At 63.1% G+C, this 12,997-nt stretch carries 12 protein-coding genes; 9 read left to right on the top strand and 3 right to left on the bottom strand.

Translation table 11 applies throughout. The features are described from left to right. Nucleotides 1-153 precede the first annotated feature (153 nt). The 3 genes from NOM55_RS16725 (at nt 154) to hemB (ending at nt 3,023) form a co-directional block, all read left to right on the top strand. Entirely contained in the window at nt 154-1,644 is a 1,491-nt protein-coding gene (locus tag NOM55_RS16725) for a sodium:alanine symporter family protein (protein ID WP_255909771.1), read from the top strand. A 69-nt stretch (nt 1,645-1,713) separates the two neighbouring features. Next, nucleotides 1,714-1,899 carry a hypothetical protein gene (locus NOM55_RS16720; RefSeq protein WP_120810911.1) on the top strand — a complete coding sequence of 62 codons (186 nt, stop codon included), beginning with the start codon at nt 1,714-1,716 and terminating at the stop codon, nt 1,897-1,899. Nucleotides 1,900-2,024: 125 nt separating this feature from the next. Continuing rightward, a complete protein-coding gene (gene hemB, locus NOM55_RS16715) occupies nt 2,025-3,023 on the top strand; it encodes a porphobilinogen synthase (RefSeq protein ID WP_255909770.1) in 999 nt (332 codons plus the stop codon). A 62-nt stretch (nt 3,024-3,085) separates the two neighbouring features. Here the strand turns inward: hemB and NOM55_RS16710 are convergent, their stop codons facing one another. From NOM55_RS16710 to NOM55_RS16700, 3 genes are all read right to left on the bottom strand, one after another. Beyond that, complete coding sequence (locus tag NOM55_RS16710) at nt 3,086-3,955, bottom strand: hypothetical protein (protein WP_255909769.1); 870 nt, start codon at nt 3,953-3,955, stop codon at nt 3,086-3,088. 51 nt (nt 3,956-4,006) lie between these two features. Further along, nucleotides 4,007-5,854: an autotransporter outer membrane beta-barrel domain-containing protein gene (locus tag NOM55_RS16705; protein ID WP_255909767.1), complete on the bottom strand. Its 1,848-nt coding sequence runs from the start codon at nt 5,852-5,854 to the stop codon at nt 4,007-4,009. Between the two features lie 166 nt (nt 5,855-6,020). Beyond that, the gene (locus NOM55_RS16700; protein WP_255909766.1) at nt 6,021-6,287 is read right to left on the bottom strand and encodes a hypothetical protein; all 267 of its coding nucleotides are present in this window, start codon (nt 6,285-6,287) and stop codon (nt 6,021-6,023) included. 128 nt (nt 6,288-6,415) lie between these two features. Here NOM55_RS16700 and NOM55_RS16695 point away from each other — a divergent pair, with 128 nt between their 5' ends. From NOM55_RS16695 to gmhB, 6 genes are all read left to right on the top strand, one after another. After that, nucleotides 6,416-7,615, top strand: a complete 1,200-nt coding sequence (locus tag NOM55_RS16695; RefSeq protein ID WP_047965760.1) for a glycine C-acetyltransferase — start codon at nt 6,416-6,418, stop codon at nt 7,613-7,615. Between the two features lie 95 nt (nt 7,616-7,710). Then, a complete protein-coding gene (gene tdh / locus NOM55_RS16690; protein ID WP_255909764.1) occupies nt 7,711-8,736 on the top strand; it encodes an L-threonine 3-dehydrogenase in 1,026 nt (341 codons plus the stop codon). Nucleotides 8,737-8,852: 116 nt separating this feature from the next. Next, nucleotides 8,853-9,743, top strand: coding sequence for a glycine--tRNA ligase subunit alpha (glyQ, locus tag NOM55_RS16685; protein WP_047965816.1), 891 nt, complete (start codon nt 8,853-8,855; stop codon nt 9,741-9,743). A gap of 4 nt (nt 9,744-9,747) precedes the next feature. Continuing rightward, nucleotides 9,748-10,218 (top strand): surface-adhesin E family protein, encoded by a 471-nt coding sequence (locus NOM55_RS16680; protein WP_047965758.1) that lies wholly within the window; start codon nt 9,748-9,750, stop codon nt 10,216-10,218. Nucleotides 10,219-10,220: 2 nt separating this feature from the next. Further along, complete coding sequence (gene glyS / locus NOM55_RS16675) at nt 10,221-12,281, top strand: glycine--tRNA ligase subunit beta (protein ID WP_370687887.1); 2,061 nt, start codon at nt 10,221-10,223, stop codon at nt 12,279-12,281. A gap of 167 nt (nt 12,282-12,448) precedes the next feature. After that, nucleotides 12,449-12,991: a D-glycero-beta-D-manno-heptose 1,7-bisphosphate 7-phosphatase gene (gmhB, locus tag NOM55_RS16670; RefSeq protein WP_255909760.1), complete on the top strand. Its 543-nt coding sequence runs from the start codon at nt 12,449-12,451 to the stop codon at nt 12,989-12,991. Nucleotides 12,992-12,997 lie beyond the last annotated feature (6 nt).

Raw genomic sequence — 12,997 nt, 5'->3', positions numbered from 1 at the left:
GCTACTATTCACGCGGAACTTGTTTCAGTAATGTTCTGCTCTCGCGAAACAGGCGCATGACCTGTGCGATAGCACGCTACAGCTTACTAGGCTGTGGCGGCCACAACACCGTCGGAGCGGGTACAGACCCTCCCTTGAAACTGAGGAGTAAACATGCAGGCAGCAGTTGATTTTCTGAATGGCTGGATCTGGAGCAAGGGATTGATCTTCCTTTGCCTGGGCGTTGGCTTGTTCTTTTCCATTCGCACCCGTTTTGCCCAGGTACGCCATTTCGGCGAAATGATCCGTTTGATGTTTGACGGCAAGTCCAGCGACAGCGGCGTGTCGTCGTTCCAGGCGCTGGCGATGACGCTGGCCGGTCGTGTCGGTACCGGTAATATCGCCGGTGTTGCTACCGCGATCACCTTCGGTGGCCCCGGTGCCGTGTTCTGGATGTGGATGGTTGCCTTCCTGGGCGCCAGCTCGGCCTTCGTCGAGTCCACCCTCGGCCAGATCTACAAGGAAAAGATCAACGGTGAATACCGTGGCGGTCCGGCCTTCTATATCGAGAAGGGCCTCGGCATGAAGCCGTTCGCGATCGTATTCGCCATCGCCACCATCTTCGCCTGCGGCGTGCTGCTGCCTGGTACCCAGTCCAACTCGATCGGTGCCGGCCTGCAGAACGCACTGGGCATTGACCCGAACGTGACGGCTGCCATTCTGGCGCTGATGTTGGGCTTCATCATCTTCGGTGGCGTGAAGCGTATCGCTTCCTTTGCCGAAATCGTGGTGCCGTTCATGGCGCTGGGTTACATCCTGGTGGCCTGCGTGATCGTGGCGCTGAACATTCACGAACTGCCGCACGTACTCAGCCTGATCTTCAAGAGCGCTTTCGGCTTCGATGCCGGCTTTGGTGCCATCCTGGGCATGGCGATCCAGTGGGGCGTGAAGCGTGGCGTGTACTCCAACGAAGCCGGTCAGGGTACCGGCCCGCACGCATCGTCCGCCGCTTCGGTATCGCATCCTGCCAAGCAGGGTCTGGTACAGGCGTTCTCGGTCTACATCGACACCCTGTTCGTGTGCTCCGCGACCGCCTTCATGCTGCTGATTACCGGCCAGTACAACGTGCAAGGCCCGGATGGCAACGCGCTGCATACCGGTATCGCCGGTGTGGCTGCAGGCCCGGGCTATGTGCAGACCGCGATGGAAAACATCATGCCGGGCTTCGGTTCCATCTTCGTGGCCGTGGCACTGTTCTTCTTCGCCTTCACCACCATCATTGCCTACTACTACATCGCTGAAACCAACATCGCCTACCTGAGCCGCAAGGTAAACCGTCCTTGGCTGACGCTGGTGTTGAAGATCGGCATCATGGCGACTGTGGTATACGGCACCGTGAAGACCGCCGATCTGGCCTGGGGCCTGGGTGATATCGGTGTCGGCATGATGGCATGGATGAACATCGCCGCCATCCTGATGCTGCAGAAGCCGGCCTTTGTTGCGCTGCGCGACTACGAGGCGCAGCTGGCACAAGGTGTGGATCCGGTGTTCCACCCTGAAAAACTGGGCATCAAGGGCGCCGACTACTGGACCGGTCATCAGTCGGAAGACAATCTGGAAGAAGAGCGCAAGCACGGTGGTCAACCGGTCTACGACCGAGTTTGATAGACTTGCAGTAATCCGCATCATCATTGACGCCGGGGCAACCCGGCGTTTTTTCATTGGACCACCGACATGGATTTACTGCACAGCACCTGGTTCTGGATCGTGATCATCGGCGCCCCGCTGGGCACCGTGCTCGGCACCCTGGCGCGGCTGTCGCAAAAACAGCCGCCGATCGAGCTGCCGCCGGGCGTGGCACCGGGCACCTACGCCCGCCGTGAACAGGCCGAGCAGGATGAGGACGCGGCATCGCGCTGACGTCGCGCGGCGTTGCGGCCAACCTTGCGCTGCCGCAAATGGCGCTGAACTTCTGCTGTGCCGGCTGTCCCAGTCTTGCTATCTTTAGCGCCTTCCTTCTGAACCGTTTGCCGCGAAAGACCCTCATGTTTGCCAACCGCTACTTCCCCGCGACCCGACTGCGTCGCATGCGCCGTGACGATTTCTCCCGCCGCCTGATGCGCGAGAACGTGCTGACCACCAACGACCTGATCTATCCGGTATTCGTGCTGGAAGGGCAGGGACGCGAGCAGGCGGTGACGTCGATGCCGGGCGTGGTGCGCCAGAGCCTGGACAAGCTGCTGTTTACCGCCGAAGACGCGCTGCAGCTGGGCATTCCGATGCTGTCGATCTTTCCGGTGGTGGAAACCGGCAAGGACAATTCCGGCAAGGAAGCCTACAACCCGGACGGGCTGGTACCGACCGTGGTGCGCGAGCTGAAGGCGCGCTTCCCCGAGCTTGGCATCATGACCGACCTCGCGCTCGACCCGTATACCATCCACGGTCAGGACGGCCTGCTCGACGATAGCGGCTACGTGCTGAACGACGAAACCACCGAAGTGCTGGTACAGCAGGCGCTGTGCCACGCCGAGGCCGGCGCCGACGTGCTCGGCCCGTCCGATATGATGGACGGCCGCATCGGCGCCATCCGCAGCGCGCTGGAAGAAGACGGCTACATCCACACCAAGATCCTGGCCTACAGCGCCAAGTACGCGTCCGCCTTCTACGGCCCGTTCCGCGACGCGGTTGGCTCTGCGGCCAACCTTGGCAAGGCCGACAAGTACACCTACCAGATGGACCCGGCCAACCTCGACGAGGCGATCCAGGAAGTGGCGATGGATCTGGAAGAGGGCGCCGACATGGTGATGATCAAGCCGGGCATGCCGTATCTGGACGTGATCCGCCGCATCAAGGACACCTTCAAGGTGCCGACCTACGCCTACCAGGTGTCCGGCGAATACGCGATGCTGAAAGCCGCCGCGCAGAACGGCTGGCTGGACGAAGAGAAGTGCATGATGGAAAGCCTGCTCGCCTTCAAGCGCGCCGGCGCCGACGGCATCCTCACCTACTTCGCGCTGGACGCGGCGCGGCTGCTGCGTCGCTGATACACGCAGCACGCTCAGCAACAATGCGGCCAACGTTGGCCGCATTTTTCATGGGCGCAGCGTCAGGGCGCCAGCGTGCCGCTTTCCAGTTGCCGCCAGATTTGTGGCCACTGCGCCGCCCAGCAGCAGTGATGATCGAAGCCCGGAAACGAGACGATAAGCTGCTGTTGTGCCGGCGCACGACGGGCGAAGGACTGCGCGATGAGCGCGGGAATGACGCGATCCTGCTGGCCAAGCAGATGCCATTGCGGTATCTGCGCCAGCCGTTGGGCCGCATCCGCCGGGTTGAGTGAATGGCGCAGCGGGCTGATGCGGTGATGCTCGGTCCAGGCCTGGCTGTCCAGATTGCCGGCGACGCTGATCAGGCGGTCGACATCCTGCCGTCGGGCGCCGACCAGCGCCGCCACCGCCGCACCGCCGGAGTAACCGATCAGGCTTATCTGCCTGGCGCCATAACGGCTTTTCAGCTGGCTGATCGCTTCGTCGGTGGCCTGGATCACGTCGGCGGAAAAGCGGGCGTCCGTCCAGTAGCGTTGCGCGCAGCGCCGGTCTTGCGCCGTTAGATACTGGCAGGGGCGGGCCAGGTACACCGCATTGCCATCGGGCTGGGCAAGGGCGAGGCGCAGCGCCAGCGGGTCGATGGGGGTCGGATCGCCGGACGGTTGCTCGCGGTTGAGCCAGGCAAAGCCGTCGCCTTCGATGTAGACGCTCAGCGGCTTGCCGGCCCGGATGTGTGCCGGGCCATAGCTGCGCAGCATGAAGGTGCTGCTGCTCAGGGTGCTCGCCTGCCAGTTGCCGGGCAGGGTCAGCGCCTGTGCCGTGGTGGCGCGCTCGGCCGGCGTCGGCAGCGTGCTGCATGCGGCCAACCATAGCAGCGGCAACAAGCGGTAGCGGAGGGCAGGGGGTCTGCTGTTGTCGGTTGTCGTCATCATGAAAAAGGCCACAACCCGGTGACGGGTTGTGGCCGGGTGAGCATGGGTTATTTAGAACGCCCAGCGTGCCTTGAGCGATGCGGTCTGGTTCAGGAAGGCTTCCCGGTGTTCGGCATCATAACGCAAGGTGATCTCGGTACCATTGGCGGTGGTGTGCGTCAGGCCGACGCCGGCTCGCGCCGACCATGGCTCCGGGTCGATGCCGTAGGTGGTAAAGGCGGCACCGGGGGCACCGGCAAAGGTGGCGGTGATGCTGGAGCGCTTGGCCATGGTGTCGTAGCCGACACCCAGGTTGGCCGACAGGCTGGTGTTGTCACTCAGCTGGTGGCTGATCTTGCCGTCCAGGCCCAGCACCAGCTCTTCACTGTCACGGCTACCCACGTTCAGGTTCAGCAGGCCGGCACCACTTTCCTGGTAGGCCTTGTCCTTGATCCAGGTGTAGTCGGCGCGGATGGACGGGGTGATGCTGGTGGCGGCGCTCAACTGGTAGGTGCGGCCAAGGCCGGCACCGGCGTGGGCAGTGTAGCTGGTGTACTCGGAAGTCGCGGTGCTGTTGGTAAAGGCGATGCTGCGACGGCCCTTGTTGCTGTTCTGGCCCACGTCTACCTGGAAGTTGACTTCGCTGTTGTTGCCCAGGCTGTAGCTGCCGTAGCCGACCAGCTGGAACACGTCCACATCGGCACTCTGCTTGGCCACGTTCGAGTTGCTGTCCACGTCGGCTTTGGCGTAGGCCATGGCCGTGCCAAGGCGCAGCTTATCGTTCACGGCGCTGTCGACACCAAATGCCACGCCGGTGGTGGTCGACTTGAAGCCGGACACGCCTTGCTGGTCATCCTGATCTGCCCACGAACCGAACGGCTTCACCCACACGTATTTGTCGCCGAAGAAACCGTCACCGGCAGACAGGCCTCGGTTGGATTCGATGCGCGCCTGGATCACCTTGTTGATGCCGGACAATGCATTACCGGCCGCCGCCATGGAGCCACCGGTCAGTAGTGGCAGCGTCTGGCTGGCGGCCGCAGAGATCTGCTGGTCGCCCGAAAGGTTGGCATTGGTGAACAAGGCAAGCAGGTTGGCGTTGGCATCAATGACTGCCGCAGCGCCAAGGGCTGGATTGTTGTTTGCATTGGTGCTGGCAACGAGCACGCGCACTCCGCCGCCATTGGCGATTTCCCCTTGCTGTGCCAGATAGGCAATAAGGTTTTTCACGAAATCGCTGATACCTGGGTAGCTTTCGTTATCCAAGAACTCAGTTTGCAGGAAGTTCACGTCAAGTACGGAAATAATGGTGCCGGTCGGGGCATTGGCCAGGGTGCCAACCGCCCAGGCAACCGCACTGCAGTCTGCCGTGATGCAGGTGCCGGTACCGGCAGAGGGGAATACTCCGCTATATGGTAGTCCCAGCGTCGCCGTTGAATTATTGACCTGGAAAGTCTGGTTGACCGTGGTTTGCGAGTTGCTGGACTGCGTCACGTTGCCGATCGTCCCGCCGCCGAGGCTGGTGATGAAGGAGCTGATCGCCGCGTTTCTGGTCGCTCCATAGCCGGCATTTTCACCCATCAGGAAGAGCGTTCCGCCGCCATTCAGGTAGGAGGTATAAGCGGTTTGCTGGTCGGCTGTAATGCCCTTGTTGGCACCCAGGTCCCACACCTGGCTATAAGAAGCCAGGCCGGTTGGCGTGTAAGTGGCGTAGTTGCCGCTGATATCGATGGTGGTCGAGGTGTTGCCCAGGGTTGTCTGCACCGAGGCAAGACCCGTCGCCTCATCACCGGCTGCCTGATAGTCATAAATGAGCACGTTTGCTGCCTGTGCATGCAGCGGTAAGGCAATGGCACAAACCAAGGCGATTTTTTTTAGTTTCATTCTCAGTCTCCAGTGTGCAAAAAAAGCCGTTGTCACGGCGTTAAAATTTAAATGCAATGTGGAAACAATGATAACAAGGGTGTGCTAAATATGTTTGATTTTATGCAATCATGTATAGGAGTCATTCTTCTGTGTTGCAAAACAAATACTCATTTGTCCTTATTGTTTGGGCGTGCGTTGGCGGCAAGTCCGCTCAAGGTGGTCATTTGCCATTGAGCTTTGAACGAAAAGTCAGGCAGTCGCGACCTGTCGCTTCGCGCACGTCCTGCAGCGGCAGGCGCTTGCTCTTGAAGTCCATGGCGCGGCAGCCGTAGGGGAAGCGGGCGTCGTGGGTGATGTAGTAGTGGACGCAAGCGCGGCAATGCGGCACGGGAGGGCTGGGGTGGTTCACGGTCGGGTTCAGTGCTGGAGTGGGACGCGGATTGTCGCACAGCCGGGCTGTCGTCGGCCGGCGGGGGGTAACACTCACCCGGTGAAAATCGTGTGCAACTGTCCCTGATAAAGTCGTCGTTGCGGGTCTAGAATGGTGACAGAACGATGCTTGCCGGCCAGGTCAACGGCGCCGGCTTCCACGCTGAACAACAGGGACCCTCCCGCATGAACCACACCTATCTCGCTCATCTGCAAGCCACGCTGGCGCAAATCCGTGCCGACGGTTTCGAGAAACCGGAACGCGTGATCGCCACGCCGCAACGAGCCGGCATCACCTTGTCCGGCGGCCGCGAGGTGCTGAACTTCTGTGCCAACAACTACCTGGGCCTCGCCGACGACGCGCGCCTGATCGCGGCGGCGAAACAGGGGCTGGACGACTACGGCTACGGCTGCGCCTCGGTGCGTTTCATCTGCGGCACGCAGCAGGTGCACAAGGATCTGGAAGCGGCGATCTCCGGCTTCCTCGGCACCGACGACACCATCCTCTATTCCAGCTGTTTCGATGCCAACGGCGGCGTGTTCGAGACCCTGCTCACCGAAGACGATGCGGTGATCTCCGACGAGCTGAACCACGCCTCCATCATCGACGGCGTGCGCCTGTGCAAGGCCAAGCGTTTCCGCTACAAAAACAACGATATGGCCGATCTGGAAACCCAGCTCAAGGCCGCCGAAGAGGCCGGTGCCCGCTTCAAGCTGATCGTCACCGACGGCGTGTTCTCGATGGACGGCATCATCGCCGACCTGAAGACCCTGTGCGATGTCGCCGAACGCTACGGCGCCATCGTGATGGTGGATGATTCGCACGCCGTCGGCTTCATGGGCGAGCACGGCGCCGGTACCCCGGAGCTGTGCGGCGTCAGCGACCGCGTCGACATCTACACCGGCACGCTGGGCAAGGCGCTGGGTGGCGCGTCCGGCGGTTATGTCTCCGGCCGCAAGCCGATCATCGACCTGCTGCGCCAGCGTTCACGACCGTACCTGTTCTCCAACACCCTGGCGCCGGCCATAGCCGCCGCCAGCCTGAAGGTGCTGCAGATCCTGGCTACCGAAGAGGGCGCTGAGCTGCGCGCCAACCTGAAGCGCAACGCCGACTACTTCCGTCAGGCGATGAGCGAGGCCGGTTTCAGCCTGGTGCCGGGCCAGCATCCGATCATTCCGGTGATGCTGGGCGATGCCAAGCTGGCTGGCGAGATGGCGGCGGCACTGCTGGCGGAAGGCGTGTTCGTCACCGGTTTCTCCTACCCGGTGGTGCCGAAAGGCAAGGCGCGCATCCGTACCCAGATGTCGGCCGGCCACAGCCTGGCGCAGGTGCAGCACACCGTGGCCGCCTTCATCAAGGTTGGCCGCGAGCTGGGCGTGATCTGATTCTTGCGGTGGCCACGGCGGCGTTGCCTGCCGCTTGGCCCGCGCGTTCCGTTTCACCGCGCCGCCGCCTGTCGCGGCGCACTACAGGATAAAACATGAAAGCTCTTGCCAAACTGCAGGCCGCCCCCGGCCTGTCGATGACCGACGTTCCGCATCCTGAAGTCGGCCACAACGACCTGCTGATCAAGATCACCAAGACCGCGATCTGTGGCACCGACATCCACATCTGGAACTGGGACGATTGGGCGCAGAAGACCATTCCGGTGCCGATGCACGTCGGCCACGAGTATGTCGGCGTCGTCGCCGGCATGGGCTCCGAGGTGCAGGGCTTCAAGATCGGCGATCGCGTCTCCGGCGAAGGCCACATCACCTGCGGCCACTGCCGCAACTGTCGCGCCGGCCGTCGCCACCTGTGCCGCAATACCACCGGTGTCGGCGTCAACCGCGAAGGCGCGTTTGCCGAGTACCTGGTGATCCCGGCCTTCAACGCCTTCCCGATCCCGGACGACATCTCCGACGATCTGGCCTCCATCTTCGATCCGTTCGGCAATGCGGTGCACACCGCGCTGTCGTTCAACCTGGTCGGCGAGGACGTGCTGATTACCGGTGCCGGCCCGATCGGCATCATGGCGGTGGCGATTGCCAAGCACGTCGGCGCGCGCCATGTGGTGATCACCGACGTCAACGACTTCCGCCTCGATCTGGCGCGCAAGATGGGCGCCACCCGCGCGGTGAACGTGGCTCAGGAAGACCTGAAAACGGTGATGCAGGAACTGCACATGAGCGAAGGCTTCGACGTCGGCCTGGAAATGTCCGGCAACCCGCACGCCTTCCGCCAGATGCTGGAAACGATGAACCACGGTGGCAAGGTGGCGCTCTTGGGCATCCCGCCGGCCAACACGTCCATCGACTGGAACCAGGTGATCTTCAAGGGGTTGGAGATCAAGGGCATCTACGGTCGCGAGATGTTCGAGACCTGGTACAAGATGGTGGCGCTGATCCAGTCCGGGCTGGATATTTCGCCCATCATCACCCACCACTTCAAGGTCGACGATTTCGAAGCCGGCTTCGCCGCCATGCTGTCCGGACAGAGCGGCAAGGTGATTCTGGACTGGCAGTAAGCGCAATATGATGTTTGCGGCCAACCTTTGCCACAAGGTTGGCCGCAATGGATGGCAGAGCAAGGCACGATGCGGTTAGAATCGTGCCTTGTTTTTCATCTTTGAAACGCCGCGACATGCTCACTTTTCAGGAAATCATCCTCACCCTGCAGCACTACTGGAACCGTCAGGGCTGCGCCTTGCTCCAGCCGTACGATACCGAAGTGGGCGCAGGCACCTCGCATACCGCCACCTTCCTGCGTGCCCTCGGCCCGGAACCGTGGCACGCCGCCTACGTGCAGCCCAGCCGCCGTCCGAAAGACGGCCGCTACGGCGAGAACCCCAACCGCCTGTTCCAGCACCACCAGTTCCAGGTGGTACTGAAGCCGTCGCCACCGAATATCCAGGACCTGTACCTCGGCTCGCTGCGCGAGCTGGGCATCGATCCGACCGTGCACGACATCCGCTTTGTCGAGGACGACTGGGAAAACCCGACCCTCGGCGCCTGGGGTCTGGGCTGGGAAGTGTGGCTCAACGGCATGGAAGTGACGCAGTTCACCTACTTCCAGCAGGTCGGCGGCCTCGATTGCAAGCCGGTGCTGGGCGAGATCACCTACGGCTTGGAACGGCTGGCGATGTACCTGCAGGACATCGAGAACGTGTACGAGCTGGTGTGGACCTACCTGCCGGACGGCACGCCGGTGAGCTACGGCGACGTGTTCTTCCAGAACGAAGTCGAGCAGTCGCGCTTTGCCTTCGAGCACAGCAATGTCGAGCTGCTGTTCAAGCAGTTCGGCGACTACGAAGCCGAGGCCAAGCGCCTGCTGGACGCCGGCCTGCCGCTGCCCGGCTACGAGATGATTCTCAAGGCCGGCCACACCTTCAACTTGCTGGACGCGCGCGGCGCCATCTCTGTGACCGAACGCGCCGCCTACATCGGTCGCATCCGCAACCTGGCCCGTGGCGTGGCGCAAGCCTACTACGCCGCGCGCGAGGCGCTGGGCTTCCCGATGTGCAAGAAAGACTGATGCCATGAAGACGTGGGCAGCGCTGTTCTTTGTGCTGTTGGCCACGCTGGCCGCGCTCAGCTGGTATGTGCGCAGTCAGCAGGCGGAGCCGCAACCGGAAGGGCAGTTCCAGGTGTACCAGAGCGGTACCGGCCTGGAGCTGTCGCTGGAGCTGGCCACCATCGCCAACGTCAAGGACGGCCTTGTCCGTTTCGTCAACCAGGAGCGGTTCAGCGAGCGCAAGACCCAGAAAGAGCTGGGCATCCGCTATCACATCCGCCGCCTCGAAGGTCGTGCCGACTGCAACGCGCGCCAGTATGCGTTCATCAGCGCCTCGTACTGGACCGCCAGCGGCCAGCACGTGTACACGCAGATGTTCCCGTTGCAGCGTTTCAACTGGACCTTCGTGCCGGTGGTCGCCGATTCGACGGCCGATACCATGCTGCGCCTGGTGTGCCGACTCGCCCCCAATGCTCCTAGCTTGAAGATTGAATGACCATGACTGCTACCCTGTTGATCGAGCTGCTCACCGAAGAGCTGCCGCCGAAAGCACTGGAAAAGCTGGCCGCCAGCTTTGCCGATACCATTACCGATGAACTGAAGAAACTGCAGTTCGTGGCCGGCAACGTGCAGTCGCACGTGTTCGCCAGCCCGCGCCGTCTGGCGGTGCAAATCCCGGCCGTCGCCGCCATCCAGCCCGAGCAGCACAGCGTGCGCCGCGGCCCGGCGGTGGCCAGCGGCATGAAGGACGGCCAGCCGACCCCGGCGCTGGCCGGCTTCGCCCGCTCCTGCGGCGTGGAAGTGAGCCAGCTTTCCACCGTGCACGACGGCAAGCAGGACGTGTACGCCTATGAATCGACCAAGGCCGGCGAAAGCCTGTCGGCGGTACTGTCCGGCATCGTCGCCAGTGCGCTGAAAAAGCTGCCGGCGCCGAAGCTGATGCGCTGGGGCGACCTCGACGTGCAGTTCGTGCGCCCGGTACACGGCCTGGTGATGCTGCACGGCGAGCAAATCGTCGCCGGCGAGGTGCTGGGGCTGCAAAGCGGCAACGTCACCCGTGGCCACCGCTTCCTGTCCGCCGGCGAGGTGACCATCCCGAGCGCCGACGCCTACCCGCGCACGCTGGCGGAAGAGGGCAAGGTGATCGCCAGCTTCCTCGCCCGCCGCGAGCTGGTGCGCCAGCGCCTGTCGCACGCCGCCGCCAAGCTGAACGCCACCATCGCCGCACCGGACGCGCTGTTCGACGAAGTGACCGGGCTGGTGGAGTGGCCGGTGGTGCTGGAAGCCGGCTTCGAGGCCGAGTTCCTGAACGTGCCGCAGGAATGCCTGATCCTGACCATGCAGCAGAACCAGAAGTACTTCCCGCTGCTGGATGCGCAGGGCAAGCTGATGAACCGCTTCCTGCTGGTGTCCAACCTGGAAACCGACGACCCGCGCTTCATCATCGGCGGTAACGAGCGCGTGCTGCGCGCGCGTCTGTCCGACGCCAAGTTCTTCTACGAGCAGGACCAGAAGCACCGCCTCGACAGCCGCCTGCCGCGCCTGGAACACGTGGTCTACCACAACAAGATCGGCAACCAGCTGGAACGCGTCAGTCGTCTGTCCAGCATCGCCGCCGCCATCGCCGGCAAGCTCGGCGCTGACAGCTCGCTGGCCGGTCGCGCCGCGTATCTGGCCAAGGCCGACCTGGTGTCCGACATGGTCGGTGAATTCCCCGAGCTGCAGGGCATCATGGGTCGCTACTACGCGCGTCTGGACGGTGAAGACGACGTGGTGGCCGACGCCATCGAAGGCCACTACCACCCGCGCTTTGCCGGTGACACGCTGCCGCAGGGCGCCATCGCCACCGCGGTGGCACTGGCCGACAAGCTGGAAACCATCGTCGGCATCTGGGGCATCGGCCTGATCCCGACCGGCGACAAGGACCCGTTCGCGCTGCGCCGTGCCGCGCTGGGCGTGTTGCGCATGGTGCTGGAACAGCCGCTGGACCTGAAGGCACTGATCAGCGATGCCGCCGCCGCCTTCCCGGCCGGCCTCTTGTCCACCACCGTGGTGAACGAGGTGTACGCGTTCTGCCTGGAACGCCTGAAGAACTACCTCGCCAACGACTACAAGGGTGACGAGATCGACGCCGTGCTGGCGCTGGCACCGACGCAGCTGAACGAAGTCGGTGCCATCCTGGCCGCCGTCGCGCAGTTCAAGGCGCTGCCGGAAGCGGCCACGTTGGCCGCGGCCAACAAGCGGGTGAAGAACATCCTGAAGAAGACCGAGGGCGACATCGCCGCGGTGAACCCGGCGTTGTTTGCCGAGGACGCCGAGCGCGCGCTGTTCGCGGCGGTGGAAGCGCTGGCCCCGGCGGTGGACGCCAAGTTCGCCGCCCACGACTTCGCCGGCGCGCTGACCCAGCTGGCTTCGCTGCGTGCGCCGGTGGATGCCTTCTTCGACGGCGTGATGGTGATGGCCGACGATCTGGCGGTACGCGCCAACCGCATCGCGCTGTTGGCAAGGTTGGCCGCACTGTTCAACCGCGTGGCCGACATCTCGTTGTTGGCCGAGTAAGGCGCGGCGCCGCCGGCGCCAGCACCCGCCTGACCGGCAACACAAACCGGGGCATCGCACGATGCTCCGGTTTGTGTTGCCGGGGTGGCGGGCACGATGGCCGGCAGTGATGCTGCCGGTTTTGTGGGGCTTGCGGTCGCGACCGTGGCCAGAACTAGGAGTGTTGCTTGAAACTCGTCATCCTCGATCGAGACGGCGTGATCAATGAAGATCGCGACGATTTCGTCAAAAACACCATGGAATGGGTGGCGCTGCCGAAGAGCTGCGACGCCATCGCCAACCTGACCCAGGCCGGCTGGCACGTGGTGGTCGCCACCAACCAGTCCGGCATCGGCCGCGGCCTGTTCGACATGCACGCGCTCAATGCGATGCACGAGAAGATGCACCGGCTGGTGGGCCAGGCTGGCGGCCGCATCGACGCGGTGGTGTTCTGTCCGCACACCGCCGACGACCAGTGTTCCTGCCGCAAGCCGCAGCCGGGCATGGTCGAAGACATCATGGCGCGCTTCAACGTACGCGGCGAAGGCCTGCCCATGGTCGGCGACAGCCTGCGCGACCTGCAGGCGATTGCCGCGGTCGGTGGCCGGCCACTGTTGGTGAAGACCGGCAAGGGCTTGCGTACGCTGGAAAAAGGCGGCCTGCCGGCCAGCACGCAGGTGTTCGACAACCTGTTTGCCGCCGCCGACTACCTGATTAACCTGGAAAACTGAACTGCC

This window comes from Vogesella sp. AC12, assembly GCF_024437575.1.
GTDB lineage: Bacteria > Pseudomonadota > Gammaproteobacteria > Burkholderiales > Chromobacteriaceae > Vogesella > Vogesella indigofera.
Note: the sequence above shows the minus strand (reverse complement) of the source record. Positions and strands in the feature narration are given on the sequence as shown.